The sequence below is a fragment of the Psychrobacter pacificensis genome (assembly GCF_900101915.1).
Classification (GTDB): Bacteria; Pseudomonadota; Gammaproteobacteria; order Pseudomonadales; family Moraxellaceae; genus Psychrobacter; species Psychrobacter pacificensis.
Genome location: NZ_FNAL01000023.1, coordinates 1 through 17,363 on the forward strand (window position 1 = coordinate 1; position 17,363 = coordinate 17,363).

The following is a 17,363-nucleotide window of genomic DNA, read 5'->3' on the forward strand; positions in this document are numbered from 1 at the left end:
AAGCTTGTCTGTCACCCATGCCCAGAGGTCAGTCACAATAGTTGTGGCGTTGTTAGCCCGTCTGTCACAAGCCTTGTTATTAGCATGCTTTGCTCGGTAACCTCGTAGGCTTTTATTACGCCTAAGCTCTCTTGATATGGTACTGGGACTTCTGTTTAACACCCTCGCTATAAAATTAATACTATGTTTTGCCCCTTTAAGGGCATAAATCTGGTATCGTTCACCTAGGCTTAGATGTGTATAGCTCATGGTTGCAATCTCACTTTGGTCGGTGGATAAAAACTTTGATGCTAGCGCATCTAGGTCTTTTTTTCACCTTGCATTTGGTATTGCACTTCATGTGTTAATCTAAGAATTAAATAATACGCAATTAAAATAACTTTCAATAAAATGGTGGCGAATCAAACGATTCAAATGGTTCATCAATACTATTAGGATGGACTATCAAATACTGGGACATTCTCTTATAAAAAATCATATTATCAATACTATAGCATCAACACGGCTCAAAACTTATAGTGGTTTTGCAAAACTTGGCTCTGATATTTATAAGTGACTTACGATATATTTTGCGGATTGCTGCTTTGTCAATCATATTTATAAGCAATAAGTAAGATGATGCTCAACTGGCACCCATTTTATGATAAATTGGACGATTATTCTAATCATTCCGATAATACCACTTTGGTGATACATTGAGCGGCAGTTTATGCTCAGTATAAGATGAGGCTTTTTATCTGTGCACCTTGCATTCTTACTTGCTAGCATGGCTTATGTCTTAGTCAGCCTCCATATTGGTTGGGCGCTGATTCAGGACAAACCTATTCATAAAGGCGTCAGTTTGGGGCTTTTATTGGTAGGGATGGCCGCACATGCGACCTTACTTTATCCATATGTAGTGACGCTTTATGGTCTGAATTTCAATTTGTTCAATATCATTAGCCTGACCAGTTTATTCTTCTTATTCTTTTACCTGCTGTTTTGTCTGTACCGCCCTATTCTGAGCCTTGGTATTTTGGCTGCGCCTACTGCACTAATAGGTATGACCGTCGGCTATATTGGGCGCGCACCCTATCAACCGCTTACTGACGTCAGTGTCGGTCTTGAAGCTCATATCCTATTATCGTTAGCGGCCTATTGTGTGCTGTTAATGGCGGCAGTACAAGCGCTATTTTTGCGTCTACAAATTCGCGAGCTCAAGCATCATACCATTCACCGATTTTGGGTCAATAAATTACCCTCATTACAAAGTATGGAGAGTCTATTATTCGATATGCTCTTAGTAGGCTTTGTGCTGCTTAGTATCGCACTGGGCATCGGGTTTATCTATGTCGAAGATTTGATGGCACAGCATATCGTGCACAAAACAGTATTTAGTCTGCTCTCGTGGTTATTATTTGGTACGTTGCTGCTTGGCAATTGGCGCGCAGGATGGCGAGGCAAACGTGCGGCGAATATCACTATTTATGCCTTTATTCTGTTAGCGATTGGCTTTGTGGGTAGTAAGTTTGTTTTGGAAATGCTGATATAAAATATCACATTATAAAAAAGGCGATCAGTAACTGTTGCTACTGACCGCCTTTCTTACTCAATTTTCTGCTGATTTTTTAGTTAAAAACTACGGTCTTGTTGCCTGCCACAATCACACGGTTTTGCACATGCCAATTGACAGCACGTGCCAATACATTACGCTCGATATCGCGCCCAATCGCCCGCAACTCTGTTACCCCTTGGCGATGGGTCACACGGTGCACGTCTTGCTCAATAATAGGCCCTTGATCCAGCTCAGCAGTCACATAGTGCGCTGTTGCGCCAATCAGCTTGACGCCTTTATCATAAGCCTGACGATAAGGATCTGCACCCACAAACGCAGGCAAGAACGAATGATGGATATTAATCACTTGCATCGGCCAACGCTTCACGAAATCAGCTGACAATATCTGCATATAACGCGCCAACACTAGTAAGTCATTACCTGCCATCAGCTTATGGATTTGCTCCTCCGCTTCTACCTTATTCTCTTTGGTCACGGGCACATGGTGAAAGGTAATGCCGAAGTTTTCGACCGCTTGGCGCAGGTCAGGATGGTTACTAACCACGCAAGTAATCTCGCAATCCAGCAAGCCACGCTGGTGACGCCATAATAAGTCCAATAATGCATGATCAAACTTTGAGACCAGAATACCCACTTTGGTCTTCGTGGCATTGTTATGCAGACGCCAGTCCATGTTATGGCGTTTAGCCACAGTATGTGCAAAGCTGGCTTCAAAGTTCTCAATGATATCGCTCAAGCCTGCCAACGCAAATTCCAAACGCATGAAGTACTGCCCGCCCTCATGCGCGGTGGAGTACTGATCCAAGGTGATGATATTCGCGCCATAGCGATGAATAAATTCAGAGACTGCTTGGACAATGCCAGCCTGATCTTTGCATTTGATGAGCAATGTCGCTGTATCAGTAAAGCTAGGAATCTGTTTGCTTTGTGAGGCTGTGTTTGATGATGAAGTCGTTTTGGTGTTGTCTGACATAATTCGCCCAATATAAAAAATGATGACTTATCGCTGAAAAATTGCTGGCAGCGGAGTAAACCGGTTATTTTAATCTTTTTTGCGATGCTTTGCTGAGCGAGTTGGTTGTTTTTGGTTATTTAGCTATTTGAAGATGCAATGCAAAAACCCCTGACATGTGGTCAAGGGTCTTGAAATATCAACTTTCAATGTTTACCAATATTATTCAACCTTTATAGTTCTAGTAAAACCTGCTCCGTTGCTAACGATTCCTAACGTGGCCCCTAATTCAAAGGCTTGATTGAAGTCTACAATATAACTGTTATAACCTTGCGATTGTGTATTTGGTCCGACACCATTAATCGATACTGCATAGCTTGGCTGATATGGTGAAAGTATCACTTTCGTAGTATCTTTTTCAGCATCGATATTCACGCTCAAGCTATTCACACAGGTTGCATTACCTGGACCAAACGGGCTAGCATCTGCGATCCAAGGGCTGAATAAGGTATCACCAACGATATCCAAGTCACCATCCAAGTATGGTAGCGAATAGTTCAGGCTTTGGGTATTTTCACTACCATTTAAGAAGGTTGATGCATCGAATCTGACTTTTACCCAGTTTGAATAGCGGATAGGATAGCGAACTTGGAAATCAGCACGTCCTTCTGCGTCAGTGATAAAAGAATAGCCGTCATCAGCAAATGTTCCACCAATAATAGCAACTGGGTTAATGGTATCCAGTACACCATTGTTATTTACATCATCGTCGTTATCCAAGATGTAATTATACTCTGGACTGTCTTCACTCGTAATCCAGTTAGACCGTAACAAAATGGCAGATTTTTCAGAGAATGTTTTAGGTTCTGGCGTACTGATGTTACCTTCTCCATCTACTGTATTAGCCCCTTGATACGAAGTGCTACTATCTAGCAGACACACGCGACCTTGTGCGTACTCCACTGCATAAGACTTGATGGATACCTCTTTGTTAGCAACGGCCTGTCCTGAGCCATCCATAACCGATATCGAGCCACGAACTGTGTAGTAGATGTCGTCAGAAGATATTTTATTAGCAAACGTCAATGTCGTATAAACAGCATCTTTTGACACGGTAATAGTAGTGGACTTGCTACCAATATTGTTAGGGTCATTCAATAGTCGAGCGTTGAGAGTCACACCATTGATCGGTGAGCTAGCATTTGCCAAATACACTACACGTGCTTGACCTTTACTATCAGTGATAGCAGTTGCAGCAGACAATCGTCCTGCTGAAGAATCAGAAGCACGGCTAAAGACGACTGTCTGGCCTTCGACTGGTACATCATTTTTATCTTTGACAGTTGCTACAAGCTCGGTACTGCTACCTGGCGTAATCACTGATCTTACCGCTTGGAACAGTATCTTAGCTGGTGTAGTGGCTCTAAAACGCGTGTCTACGGTTGTTTGATACTTGAGCTGACCGTTATTCATCTCACCAAGTACCGTCGCCTGCAATACTGCTGTGCCAGCAAGTGCAGAGTTCAGTACGACTGGGACTGTAATAATATTACCTTGAATATTGGCAGCCGTTATCGCTTGGGTCGAGATGACATCATTGTTCGCAAACGTTCCAATCGTTGTTTGTACTTCTAAGAGCTTACCAATAAGTGCATTCGCCTCAGCTACAGAGTTAGTGCGAATCTGTATATTAATATTCTGAGCCATATTAACATCGTAAACATCTTCAATATCGATGAAGCTAATACCCGCTTGCGACACCTTAACCAAATCAATGCTACTGGTACTACGCTGCGTGGTCAGCTCTCGCTCACCCACTGCTCTCACAAAAACACGTAAGTTACCATTGCTATCAAAGCTCAAATCACTTTCGTTAACTGTAAAGCTAGCTTTACCCTCTGAATCAGTGGTCGCGGTTGCATCGCTAGCGATAAGGTTGCCGTCAGTATCAATAAGCTCTACTTTAGCATTTGCAATCGCAAGTCCCGTCCCATCAGTTAAAGTAGAAGACAGGGTGGTTGTACTATTATCTTTGAGATTTTTTTCAGACGCTGTAAGGGTGAGTGTTGTGCCAATTGCAGATAAGCTCAGAGACTTTTGTTCACGCACCTGCATATTAACAGTACCATCTATATCATATTGCGGCGTGACGATTTTGGCATTAATCACGACACTATGATTAAGGCGAGCATTGATACTATTAGCTGCTAACAATACACCCACATCAACCCGACCACTATTATCGCTTACAACTGTGCTCGATGTGGTCAATGCTGCTCCGCTTGACTCTAGGTTTTCGATGCTTAACTGTACTGGCACACCTGTGAGAATCCCACCGTTATTATCTGTTACGATGAATGAAGCTTGGGTCTGGTCGCCACCTGTAGTCAATGTTGGCTTATCAGATGACGCGATTAGCTGGTAGCTCTCAATTGTAGACGTATCCACTGCTACAATGTAGTTTTGCTCCAATTTAACATTTTCAGCTGTAGTAGTAGTCGCAGTTAATCGAATACCTGACTCTAGCGTCGCTTGGTTAACATTGGCACCATTTTCAAGAGTCAAATCAAAAGTCGCTACACCATCGCTGTTAGTGACGGCTGTGCCTTGGCTGACTGTCACGCCTGTACCAATAGGGTCGTTGACATTTAGAGTGACGGAACGACCTGCAATACTCTTGTCGTCTTTAGCAACGCGTACGAATACTTTGAAGGTATCCCCTTTGGTGTCAACAACTTTATTTGCGCCAACAGTGAGACTTTCAGTTGTACCTGTTGGTATATTGGTACGGACAGTACTCGTCTGCGTCACAATATTCCCACTACTATCAGCTGCAGATAATGCCACAATAAAACTTGTACCTAATGCAGTCTTTTGGTCTTCGGTTAAGTTGTTTGGTACTGCTAGAGTAAATACAGCCTTACCTGAATCATCAGTAGTCTGACTGCCACCTGTAGCCAGTGTAACGCCCTTACTTGCAATAGAGGCTGGCAGTGCGAGGAATACTTTTTGTCCGCTAATCACATTGCCTTTGTTATCTTTTGCTATCACTTCAACCTGTGTTTCACCACCATTTAGGTTTAAAGCACTTACTGAATTACCCAGTAAAGAGATGGCTGCTGTCATAGACTGAACTTTGACATTGACTTGTTGTTGCTTGCCAGTCAATGTCTCTGTCAAAGTGGCGGTCAATACTTGCTTGCTAAGCGCCTCTTTTTGCTCATCATTCAAGTTATTTGGAACTACAACATTGAAGCTAACCAAACCATTAGCATTTGTACTAGCAGTGATATTTGATGACCCAAGCTGACCATTTACTGTGAGCAGGCTTGCTAATTGTGGATTATCAAATACCAACTTCACTGTCTGATTAGCGACTTGCTCGCCAGATGACTGATTATTTAGCTGTGCTTGGATAGTGGCAGTACTACCCACATTGTTTAGGATATATCCTGCTTGATTATCAATATTATTGGTGGCGTTCAAGATATTTAAACTAACGCTAGGCGTAGTGATTTTTACTTTCTGTATTTCTGAATTATAAGAAACGTTGTTTTCAGCATACGTTAGCTGATAGTTGATACCAGTGTTCTTTAAATCCGCTCGCTGTACAGCTGTTAAACCTTTAGGTACGTTAACAGCAAAAATCGCCTCACCATTAAAATCTGTAGTCGCTGTAGTTTGAGTGACTGTAACACCGTACTCTAGTGCTTTTGCACCTAGCTGTACAGTAACCACTTTGTCTTTGACTGGCTGAGCAGTATTCTCTTTAGAGGTCAATCTCACACCAATATTACCGCTACCGCCCAACTCACTAATTTCTGGCGTTGTGATAGAAGCGAACTGTATACTGGTTGCTGGCTGCTCAACGTTTACTTTCTGAATAATTTTGGACTGAGTACCATCTTCATCAGTCAGTACTGCAGTGTAGGCAATACCTGTTTTAATTAATTGATCACGCTGTGCTTGGGTTAGGTTTTGACTAATACGAACGGTAAACTCTGCCACGCCATTGCTATTTGTGGTTTGTTCGTTACCTTGAATGGTAATACCTGTCGTAAAGCCTTCGTTAATAACAAGCTTGACTGTGCGTCCTACAGCAGCGCTGCCATCTTTACGCTTACCTAGAATTTGCAACTTAAACTGCTCATCTAGTATATTCGCAATTGCAGGTACGCTTTGCGCAGTCAATGTAATATCGCTTTGTCCGATATCTGCCCCTATACGGATACTTTCACTGCTGGCAGTACTTGGTACTCCCGACGCTTCTGTTATATTTGCAGACAATACAAAACTACCTGCCTTTTCAAGCTGGGCTTTTTGTGACACAGTCAAGTTATTAGGCACCCGTACCGTATAGCTAACTTCACCTTTAGCATTGGTTGTCTGTTCTGAGTTGTTCTCTAGAGTTAGTAGACCTGCATCAGCTAGGATTTTTGGTAAACTTGCTATTACTTTTTGCCCTTCAACTACACCACCGCGGCTATCATTAACACGGAAGCTGATCACTGCACTGCCACCTGAACTCGATAGCTCTTTTTTGCTGCTTTCGTTAAAGTTAATTTTGTATTTCGCAGTTGGAACAATAACTACGCTAGAAGAGCTTACTGTTGCTGTCGAACGGTTTGGTTCTGTGAGCACGACAGTGTAGCTAATACCCTTTTCTGCAAGCTCTTGACGTTCATCGGCACTCAACGCCGATGATATGGTTAATGCTACTGTCGCTTGACCATTGGCATCTAATACTAACTGTTCATTTGCTAGGCTGACACCTTCAAAGGCATCATTTAGCTTGATTGTTGCCTTTGCACCATTAATTTGAGTCGACACATTTGTATTTTTAGGTGAGGCAGTGATAGTAAGCTGCTGTGTATCACCATAAGCGCTAAGCTGCGTTGAATTTCCTGAAACTTTTAAATCATAGTCTGAAACAGGTAATGCAACAGGGAGCTTGCCAGATATGAGCTTAGTGGCCCCACTATTTTCTTTGATATTGATAGCATATACGATACCTTGAAGCAGTTTATTACGAGTCGCTGCAGGCAAATTGCTATCGATCTTAAGATTAAAAGTAGCAACACCTTTGGCATCAGTCATTTGGCTAGCAGTATCGACAGAGACACCCTCTATCTGAGCGAGTCCGAGACCAACCTCAACATCAGGAGCCAGCGCTCCTTTTTCATTTTTCAGCTGCACACTGATTACTGCTGTGTCGCCATAAGGGTTCAGCTTATTATTAGAGACAGAGCTGGTATCAAGACTTTGAGTAACACTCAGTTTACTTTCAGTGACCTGAGTACCATCTCCACTTCCCTCTCTACTAACAGAAACTTTTAACTCCTGCGGTGCAACAGCTGTGCCATCGGCTTTATTAGCAGTAGCTATTAATGTAAAGCCGTTTGCAATTAACATCTCTTTATCTAAGACTGCCTGCGGATTCAGCTTTAGTGTATATACAGCATTACCATTGCTATCAGTCACTTGAGTACTTTGACCTTCAATAGTGATACCATTAGTTTCAGAATTCACTACTTTCAATGTAACTGCTTTGCCGATCATTGCACCACCTGAGCCCACCTCAGCAGCTTTTACTGTTACATTAAAAATAGCCTGCTCATCAGATAGCTCGATGATAGTAGGCGATGTGCTAAGCTTCTGTAAAAAGAAATCAGGTTCAACTTCTGGTGTCTGCTCACCGCCACTATCACTACCATTATTTTCGTCAGGCTGCTCAGGGCCCAAATCAGGCTCTGGCGCAACCGTATCCGTGCCCCCACCACCACAACCCGCCAAGGCCAATGATAAGGTTAGCGCTGTCAGTTGAAACAATTTAGAAGTAGGTAGCAAATGATATGACATGTTTTTGACTCCGCATGAGCAGTGATTTATGAAGCAAATAGGCAGAAAACCATTACACAGAATTAAATAAGATTGGTAATGATACTTAGATTTACAGTGATACCGATGTATTAATAGTTTGTATTAAATATATAACAGCAACTTTACTGATTTTTGTTATAACTTACAACTAGAAATTAATCTTTACTATTAAACAATCAACAACATAGCACGCTCATTTCAGGGTATAATATCTCTCCTTTAAACCAACAACTATCATAAAAATATTTGAGTATTCGTCTGTTTTATGGTATAAATGTCGGCTTTAAAATTTTCTGAATTGGTCAGCCTGTTATTTGCCTTTAGATAACAGCAAAACCAGCTCAACCTTCATATAGTTTTGTTTGGTGCAAAGCTGCCGCTTGCTGTGTCCATGCCGCATAAACGTGCAACTTGCCCAGACTGGTATGAGAAAAACTCATACCTCATAGATTAGGAGTTCGCCATGTCTCGAGTTTGCCAAGTGACTGGAAAGCGCCCTATGGTGGGTAATAATGTTTCGCATGCAAACAACAAAACCCGTCGTCGCTTTCTACCAAACCTTCACAACCATCGTTTTTGGGTAGAGTCTGAAAACCGCTTTGTACGTCTACGTGTGTCTACCAAAGGTATGCGCATCATTGACAAACTTGGTATCGATAAAGTGTTAGCGGATCTACGCGCACAAGGTCAAAAAGTTTAAGTTAAAAATAGCAGCTGAGTGATGACTCTCATTATTTAGCTGCCGTTTTGCTACATTAGCTGTGGCAACTTGCTCTTTGAGACACGTACCTATCGTTTGAAGACCCCTCATTTACAGGAAAGCTATCATGAGAGATAAAATTAAATTAGTATCAACAGCTGGTACTGGGTATTACTACACCACTACTAAAAACAAGCGCACTATGCCTGGCAAAATGGAAATCAAAAAGTTTGATCCAAAAGTACGCCAGCACGTGATCTTTAAAGAAGCTAAAATCAAATAATCTTCATTTTATCAATGGTATTATTTGAACAAAAAAAGGGTTTATCCATTGATAAACCCTTTTTTTATGCTTGTATATTTAGCTATCTTCAGCTCACTAATAACTAGATCAACTGTAGTGCGTTGGTTCTTTATCATATACATGCGCATGCCACTTACTCATTTGCTTTTGCATAATGACCTGAATCGCAGCATGAATCATGTGTTGACCAATCACTTGAGTGTCACTACCAAGTAGCTCTTTTAGCTTGTCAGAAAAGTCGATAGTCATCAGCGGCGCTTCATCTTGCTCGGCATCACGCAACAACAATCTACCATCATCTGCTTCCACTAACTCTAAGGTGGTTTCTTTGGCAAACCCTGCAAACTGATCGCTACTTTCGTTGTCTACTTCTATATCATTATCGATATCATATGGCATTAATATGTTCCTTATTATCCCGTTTAGTACTGGTAGAGAAACTAGTAATTGCAAAGCCGTTATTTATTGAAAACAAACGCATTCGGCAAATCTATCATCTTACAGTAACGCGGGTAAATCTGTCTTACTCATACAATGGACGCTTTAACACTAGAATTCAAGGGCTATCTCATAAGTCTTCACTATAAAAAACTTGGATGCCTTGCAATAAGGACACATTAGCGCCAATAGCGCAGTTTCGCTAACGTAAATAAGAAAGCAACGAACATCCCAAGGTAATAGACCAGCTTTAGCTCAAGGGTGGGATCGCGGTATTTAAAAGGCAGAGCAACAGTCGCCGTTGCAGTCGGAAGTATCAATAACATCAGCAGCCAGTTCTCAATCACATTGAGCCAACCCTGTAAATCCGTCCCGTTACGCAGTGAAGCGAGCCCCATCAAAAGACAAGCTATGATTAAGCTGGTAAATAAGCCATCTGGTAAATCTTTTGGATAGATAATTTTGGCAATACTGGCCGGTACAATTCGCATATAAAATTCCAGCCATGCTTACAAAGCAAGGCTTAACGATTGAAAAAGTATAGAAAATAGCTTATGAGAATATTACAACGCTATATTTATGAATAGATACTATCTTTTTGCTAAAGCATTTAACTATAAGTGCCCATCAGCCATAACATCGATACACAAGAAGTCAAATAGCCCAAGCTAATGGCATTCCAACTCTCGATATGCAGTCCTTTAACCTTGTTGAGTATACGAGAACCTACCCAAAAAAACAGCGGAATACCTAACATAAAGGTAGGTACAATGACCGCAGCATGGCGCAACACTGTTCCGACATCATCACCCACCATCAAACGAAAGCCATAACCTGCCAAGCTCAGTACTAGCGCAAATATAGCCATGCCAATGGTAATGCCTTTTGGCACCAAACTACGTTGTGTCTCACTTTTCGGTGTCTGATCAGTATGTTTCATCGTCTCAGAAGGTTCCAATGAGTTGGTAGAATGTTTGTTGTCCATGATTCACCTTTACATGACTGGCCACTGCTCACAATTGCAAATGATATGGCCTACTTCAATACTGTTTTTTGGTCGCCAACACCGTTTATCGATCATGTCACAATATGTAGATTAGCTATTATTGGCTAAAGCCAACTCTGCGCGCATCTCATCAATGGCCGCTTTATAGTCTTTTTGGTTGAATATCGCAGACCCAGCGACAAACATGTCAGCCCCTGCTTCAGCAATCGCACGAATGTTGCTGGCTTTGACACCGCCATCTACTTCTAATCTGATATCTCGACCACTGGTGATGATACGCTGACGTACCTGACGTATTTTGTCTAATGTGTTATCGATAAACGACTGACCACCAAAACCAGGGTTAACACTCATCAATAAAATTTGATCCACTTTATCCATCACACAATCTAGATGGTGTAATGATGTGGCAGGATTGAGTACCAAACCGCACTCTGCCCCACCATCTTTGATAAGCTGAAGAGAGCGATCAACGTGATGACTGGCTTCTGGATGAAAGGTGATGATACTTGCCCCCGCTTCCAAAAACTGCTCAATCATACTATCGACAGGTGATACCATCAAATGGACATCAATTGGCGCTTCCACACCATAGTCACGCAATGCCTTACAAATCATGCTACCAAACGTCAAATTGGGTACGTAATGGTTGTCCATTACATCAAAATGAATCACATCAGCACCCGACTCTATTACCTTCTCAACTTCTTCGCCCAACCGCGCAAAGTCAGCTGAGAGTATCGATGGGGCAATAAGATAAGGTCTAGCAGGACTGTTCATAATTGGGCTACCTAATTCATGTTTATATAAGATATGGATAGATTAAAAGTAAATTCTAATCGGCTCACATATGCTGCAAGCCTTTGACATATTGATACTAAATATTTAGTTGTTTAGCGCTGCTTGTATTGAGTTTTGCAATAAGCACGGCCAACCTCAAAAGAGCGCTTTGCCTCATGCTTGGTAGCACGATTACTCACGCGCTTGCGCTATAAACGAAAAGATGATGGCTTTAACGTTTGGCGCATAAATTTGATAACCGCAGTCTCATCGAGACCATAGCTATGCTCTATCGCACCGAATGGCGTTCTGTCTTCCCATGCCATCTCTATCACGCGAGATATTTGCGTCTCATCAAGTACTCTCTCACCTGCATCGTTGACGGTTTTTGCGATATACTCTTTTGCTTTCGCTTCGGATACGTGGTCACTATCGACATCATGTTGCTTTTTTGCCAAAGCAGCATCCATATCCGCTTGCATAGTCGTTTTTGTAGCGCTTGTATCTGCTGACTTATTCTTCGAATTAGAAGCTGTCAAGTCTTGATAACCTGCCATAAAAACTACCTTTTAAACATGAATGCAATAGCAAAAAATGTATTACGGTCATCTGAATGACCTCTTAGCTCATCTGAGCCATATGCCAATGATGCTCGATATGATCATTAATCACCGTTTGGATAAAATAATAGCTGTGGTCATGCCCCGCTTGATAGCGTAATGTTAAGGGCTGTTCGGCTTTTGCACAAGCGTCTTGTAGTTTAGAAGTCTGTAGCTGACCTTCTGCTAAGAAATTATCAGCCGCGCCTTGATCAACCAAAATGCTCGCATACTGCTGACCCACTTTTTCGATCATCTGCGCCGCATCGGCTTGTACCCATAGAGACTTATCATCACCGAAGTACTCTGTATAGGCAGCTTGTCCCCAAGCAGACTCACTGGCGGCACACACTGGCGATAACGCCGATACGCTGACAAACTTACTTGGGAACTTAAATCCTAGCAATAACGCGCCGTGCCCACCCATCGAGTGCCCTGTAATACCGATGCTATCGATAGGAAACTCTGAGCGTAATAAGTCATATAGCTCATCAACGATGTAACTTTGCATATTGAAGTTGTCTGACCACGGTGCTTGAGTGGCATCAACATAATAGCTTGCACCTTGACCAACAAAATAGCGCTCATCATTTGGTACATCGCTGTCTTCACTACTTCTAGGCGAAGTATCAGGTGCGATAAGTATCATACCAAGCTCGCTACATTTTTGTTGAAAATGACCTTTATGCGTCACATTGTCCGCGTTACACGTCAGACCCGATAGATATAATATCGCAGGACAACGTCGTCCAGCCAAGGCCTCATCAGGTAGATAAATACTAAACGTCATAGAGGTTTTGGTAGACGTCGATTCGTGACTATAATAATGCTGCTCACCATTAAAACAGCGATTTACACTTTTTTGGGTAAGCTGTTTATGGTTAGACAAACTATGACTATAAGAATTCTGCATGAGTGATATCCTTTTTATTCAAAAAACCAACGATGGCGTTTAATAAGTGCTCGTTATTTGATACTAGCATTTGCCAGTTACTAGATCATTTCTCATATTTATTCGGCAGCTGCATCTACTTCGCCTACCGATAGATTAGCAGTAGTTTCAGGTAAAGCATTGACGGTCGTAGAAGCAGTATTATTCGTAAGACTTGCAACTGAAGGTCGCGCTTTATCAAACAGCACTTGCTCAAATGCAGGTAAGGCGGTTTCCATCAAACTGCCGATTACCATCTGCGGCTCTGATGGCTCAAACCCCATTGCGCTCTCACGCTCATTGACACGTATACGAGCATCCTTAAAAGCCGACTCAAAACTGGTATTTCCTCTCAAGCTTTCAGCAAAAAATGCTTGACCAAAATACGTCATCTCAGCCGTATTGGTACAACCAAAAGATGCTTTGTCAGCAGCTGATGCCGTTATTACCACTGTGGTCGGAGACGCTAGTTCATCGATGAATGATCCCGAATAACAAGAAGATACCACAATCACACGCCAGCGAATACCCGAGGCGTCCAGCGCTTCACGAAGCCATGCAGCATCTAGATTGTCCATCGCGATTGGCGGATTCGCTAACTGGACGATATCCTCGTTACCATGTGAAGATAGCGTCAAAAACAACACATCTTCATCAGCATTCATCTGCTGACCGATCTTCTTTAAGCCGCGTAGGATGCTGGTTTTGGTCGCAATTGGCTCGTCCATCCAACTATACGTATTGTTAATCAAAGACAACGAGTGCCCGCTGGTCCCAAAACGCACATCAAACAGCTCACGTACTTTATTGATCTCAGAACGAAAGACGTTTTGACCAGAGAACCCTGCCACACCCATAAAGTACCAGTCGGTTTTGCCATCGATACTTGGGTCTATACTATTTAATGCTTGCTGTAATAAACGGGGCTGCTCATATAGTGCCGCCTCTTCCAACACAGGCTCTACTGGAATTTGCTTAAAGATAGGCTGATCAGCGACATTGCGCTGCCAGATCGTCAACAATGCCACAGCACCAACTAGGATAATAATTCGCTCCCACCATGGTATACGCAGGCGACGAGAAAAAATCCATAGCAAAGCAAGCGTCTGCCATAAAAACAATACCAAAAATAGTATGGGTAAAAACGAGTAACTCCACTCAGGTAACCAGCCATAGCTACCAAAAAACTGTACCAAGCTCTGCAATAATGCAGATAAGGTATCAGCAACCAACCAAAGAACGACGGGCACAAAAACCAATGTCTGATTGCTGGCTCGCCGTGCCAAAATAATACCACTTAATAAAATAATCATCGGCCAGATCAAATAACTGACCAGCCCCTGCTCATTGAATATACTACCACTTTCAGCCGCCAACCACGAAAATAGGACGTTACTACCAAGTGCCAATAAGGCAAATACAGCAAACTGTATAAAGGTGGGCTTTACCCAAGAAAACGCCCGAGTTGAACCCACCAACATCCACAAAGTTGCGATAATATTGGCAGCGAAATTAAGCGAAAAACGCTGGAGCGATACGGTTTTTAACGACGTAAGTGACAAAGACTTAGACCTCTAGCCAGTCGAGAAAAATAAAATGACCCAATGATAACTATCATGATGTCGTCGCCGCTTGATGTAATCGACTTACGATTTTTTCACGGCTGTAGACATCTATTTATATTGAATTCACGATGGAATGTTTATCGAAGATGACTAGCATTAACCAATAGTTTAGCTCGCTAATCTATCGCGATTGTAACGGATTGTCGGTCAAGAGGATAAGGATGATTTGTAAAATTCATCCAAATATGACCATAAACCTCAATAAAAAAGGAGGCCTTGCAGACAAGACCTCCTTTTACATCAATTACCAGACATTATCTCATCAATAGCTCATTAACGCGCTTTAGATAAGCGGCTGGATCCTCTAACTGCCCGCCATCTGCTAACAACGCTTGATCAAAAATGACTTGCGCCAAATCATCAAACTGCTCGCTGCTCTCAAGCTTCTTAATGAGTGGATGATCAGGATTGACCTCTAGCGTTGGCTTACTTGCTGGCACATCTTGACCCATTTGCTGTAGCATCTGAATCATTTGCGGTGATAGCTCACCTTCACCAACGACTAAGCAAGCAGGGCTATCAACCAAACGCGTTGAGACTTTGACATCTTTAGCACGTTCGCCCAATGCAGTTTTGAGCTTATCAACGACAGGCTTTAGGGTTTCTACGGCTTTCTCTGCTTCGGCTTTTTCTGCTTCATCTTGCAAATCGCCTAGATCTACGGCGCCTTTGGCAATGTTTTGTAGCGGTGTGTCATCGAATGAGGTTAAGAAGTTCATTGCCCATTCGTCAACACGGCTGGTCATCAAAATAACCTCGATGCCTTTTTTCTTAAACAGCTCGAGCTGCGGGCTGTTTTTTGCTGCAGCTAGATTATCAGCCGTTAGATAATAGATGGCTTTTTGCCCATCTTTCATACGGCCTTTATAGTCTTCAAAGCTGGTCTCAAGGCCATCTTGGGTGCTGGTGGCATAACGCAATAGCTTAGCAATACGTTCTTTATTACCGGCGTCTTCACCCAAGCCCTCTTTGATGACATCGCCGAACTCTGCATAGAACTGGGCAAATTTTTCTTGCTTGTCACTGTCTTCGCTATTGGCAAGGCTTGCCAGCAAAGTCAAGATACGGCGGGCATTACCATCACGGATAGATTTTACATCGCGCGACTCTTGTAATAGCTCACGGCTCACGTTCAGTGGTAAGTCGGCAGAATCGATCACCCCTTTCACAAAGCGTAAGTACATCGGTAATAGCTGCTCAGCATCATCCATGATAAAGACGCGCTTCACATAAAGCTTCAGACCGTGCTGCTGCTCGCGAGTGTATAGATCCATCGGGGCTTTTTTAGGGATATATAAAAGCTGCGTGTACTGTACGCGGCCCTCGACACGGTTGTGCGTCCACGTAAGCGGCGCGTCCATGTCATAAGTGATGTTTTTGTAAAAATCAACATACTCATCATCGTCGATTTCAGAGCTTGAGCGTGTCCATAGCGCACTGGCTTTATTGATGGTTTCCCACTCATCAGTGAGCACCATTTCGCCACCAGTAGGCGTGTCATCATTTTCGTCATCGACGACATCTTCTTGCCAGATCTCTTTACGCATTTGAATCGGCAGACTGATATGGTCAGAGTATTTATTGACCAAGCGCTTGATCTTGCTGCGGTCTAGGTAGTTATCTTCGCCCTCGCTATATTCTTCTTTTAGGTGCAAAGTGATCGCGGTACCGCGCGTGTCTTTGGTAATAGGCTCAATGGTAAAGCTACCAGTGCCATCTGATACCCAGCGCACGCCTTTATCAGCAGGCTCACCCGCTTTACGTGATTCAACACTGATGGTGTCAGCCACGATAAAACCTGAGTAAAAACCAACACCGAATTGACCAATTAATTGTCCGTCTTGTTTTTGTGATTCAGACAATTTGTCTAAAAACGCTTTGGTGCCTGATTTGGCGATGGTACCTAAGTTTTCGATGGCATCGGTTTCATTCATCCCAATACCGTTATCAGTAAAGGTAATAGTTTTGGCGTCTTCATCGACGGCGATACGGATTTTTAATTCGCCATCGTCTTCATAAAGGCTATCATCATTGGTGGCTTCAAAGCGCAGCTTATCGCAAGCATCCGACGCGTTAGAGACGAGCTCACGGACAAAAATATCAGCGTTAGAATATAGTGAATGGGTCACCAAGTGCAGTAGCTGGGCGACTTCTGCTTCAAACGTATGTTTTTTTAATTCTGGATTCAGACCTTCAGCTTGAGTTGCTTCACTCATAAAAACTCCTTTAAATTCTATGAAAGACCTATTATCAGATAACGATATACTCACTAAGACCGCTCTCATAATGTTAGAGACCCTGCCGTATGTGATACCGTTAAACTGTCTATACTAATAGGGTCATTGAGAAAAAATTCAAGCTCAAAAAAAGCCCTATTCAATAAAAAACACCGCGCTTGTTTATCAAGGCGGCGTTCTGGTATCAGTCATTTTTTAGCGCAAGAACAAAAGCTAACCACTATTCTGAATAAACCTCTATTAATAACTCCCAAATAGTCGTCAGTTTTTTAGAAAATTGAGTATATGCTTTCATAGTAACCTCTATGTCGATTGATATCATCTGGTTGGTAATATCGTCTTATTAGCTACTATTA

Annotated in this window: 13 protein-coding genes and 1 pseudogene; 3 read left to right on the forward strand and 11 right to left on the reverse strand. The window is 42.5% G+C overall.

What is annotated here, in order from left to right; all coding sequences use genetic code 11:
- The coding region (locus tag BLR43_RS14070) for a helix-turn-helix domain-containing protein (protein WP_143007436.1) at positions 1-249 on the reverse strand (249 nt) is incomplete at its 3' end.
- 490 nt (positions 250-739) lie between these two features.
- Between BLR43_RS14070 and BLR43_RS11305 the strand changes: the two genes are divergently transcribed.
- A complete protein-coding gene (locus BLR43_RS11305; RefSeq protein ID WP_201587478.1) occupies positions 740-1,531 on the forward strand; it encodes a cytochrome C assembly family protein in 792 nt (263 codons plus the stop codon).
- A 76-nt stretch (positions 1,532-1,607) separates the two neighbouring features.
- On the opposite strand, the gene purU is transcribed toward BLR43_RS11305, so the two are convergent.
- Together purU and BLR43_RS11315 are read right to left on the reverse strand one after the other, a co-directional pair.
- Positions 1,608-2,528, reverse strand: coding sequence for a formyltetrahydrofolate deformylase (gene purU, locus BLR43_RS11310; RefSeq protein WP_093071137.1), 921 nt, complete (start codon positions 2,526-2,528; stop codon positions 1,608-1,610).
- A 201-nt stretch (positions 2,529-2,729) separates the two neighbouring features.
- Entirely contained in the window at positions 2,730-8,366 is a 5,637-nt protein-coding gene (locus BLR43_RS11315; RefSeq protein WP_093071139.1) for a beta strand repeat-containing protein, read from the reverse strand.
- Positions 8,367-8,850: 484 nt separating this feature from the next.
- Here BLR43_RS11315 and rpmB point away from each other — a divergent pair, with 484 nt between their 5' ends.
- Both rpmB and rpmG read left to right on the forward strand, forming a co-directional pair.
- Positions 8,851-9,087, forward strand: a complete 237-nt coding sequence (gene rpmB, locus BLR43_RS11320) for a 50S ribosomal protein L28 (RefSeq protein ID WP_057761372.1) — start codon at positions 8,851-8,853, stop codon at positions 9,085-9,087.
- Positions 9,088-9,214: 127 nt separating this feature from the next.
- Positions 9,215-9,370 carry a 50S ribosomal protein L33 gene (gene rpmG, locus BLR43_RS11325; protein ID WP_010201403.1) on the forward strand — a complete coding sequence of 52 codons (156 nt, stop codon included), beginning with the start codon at positions 9,215-9,217 and terminating at the stop codon, positions 9,368-9,370.
- 108 nt (positions 9,371-9,478) lie between these two features.
- Here rpmG and BLR43_RS11330 read toward each other — a convergent pair whose 3' ends face one another.
- The 8 genes and pseudogenes from BLR43_RS11330 to htpG all read right to left on the reverse strand — a co-directional run bounded on the left by BLR43_RS11330 (position 9,479) and on the right by htpG (position 16,986).
- Positions 9,479-9,790 (reverse strand): hypothetical protein, encoded by a 312-nt coding sequence (locus tag BLR43_RS11330; RefSeq protein WP_071003085.1) that lies wholly within the window; start codon positions 9,788-9,790, stop codon positions 9,479-9,481.
- 218 nt (positions 9,791-10,008) lie between these two features.
- Positions 10,009-10,320 (reverse strand): hypothetical protein, encoded by a 312-nt coding sequence (locus BLR43_RS11335; RefSeq protein ID WP_093071142.1) that lies wholly within the window; start codon positions 10,318-10,320, stop codon positions 10,009-10,011.
- A 119-nt stretch (positions 10,321-10,439) separates the two neighbouring features.
- Positions 10,440-10,769, reverse strand: a complete 330-nt coding sequence (locus tag BLR43_RS11340; protein ID WP_093071188.1) for a hypothetical protein — start codon at positions 10,767-10,769, stop codon at positions 10,440-10,442.
- Between the two features lie 156 nt (positions 10,770-10,925).
- Positions 10,926-11,615 (reverse strand): ribulose-phosphate 3-epimerase, encoded by a 690-nt coding sequence (gene rpe, locus BLR43_RS11345; protein WP_071003083.1) that lies wholly within the window; start codon positions 11,613-11,615, stop codon positions 10,926-10,928.
- A gap of 113 nt (positions 11,616-11,728) precedes the next feature.
- Positions 11,729-12,010 (reverse strand): annotated as a pseudogene (locus BLR43_RS13875) (TIGR03643 family protein).
- Between the two features lie 226 nt (positions 12,011-12,236).
- Complete coding sequence (gene fghA / locus BLR43_RS11355) at positions 12,237-13,127, reverse strand: S-formylglutathione hydrolase (protein WP_071003079.1); 891 nt, start codon at positions 13,125-13,127, stop codon at positions 12,237-12,239.
- A gap of 98 nt (positions 13,128-13,225) precedes the next feature.
- The gene (locus BLR43_RS11360; RefSeq protein ID WP_093071144.1) at positions 13,226-14,707 is read right to left on the reverse strand and encodes a C13 family peptidase; all 1,482 of its coding nucleotides are present in this window, start codon (positions 14,705-14,707) and stop codon (positions 13,226-13,228) included.
- 317 nt (positions 14,708-15,024) lie between these two features.
- Positions 15,025-16,986 (reverse strand): molecular chaperone HtpG, encoded by a 1,962-nt coding sequence (gene htpG, locus BLR43_RS11365; protein ID WP_093071146.1) that lies wholly within the window; start codon positions 16,984-16,986, stop codon positions 15,025-15,027.
- Between the last annotated feature and the right edge of the window lie 377 nt (positions 16,987-17,363).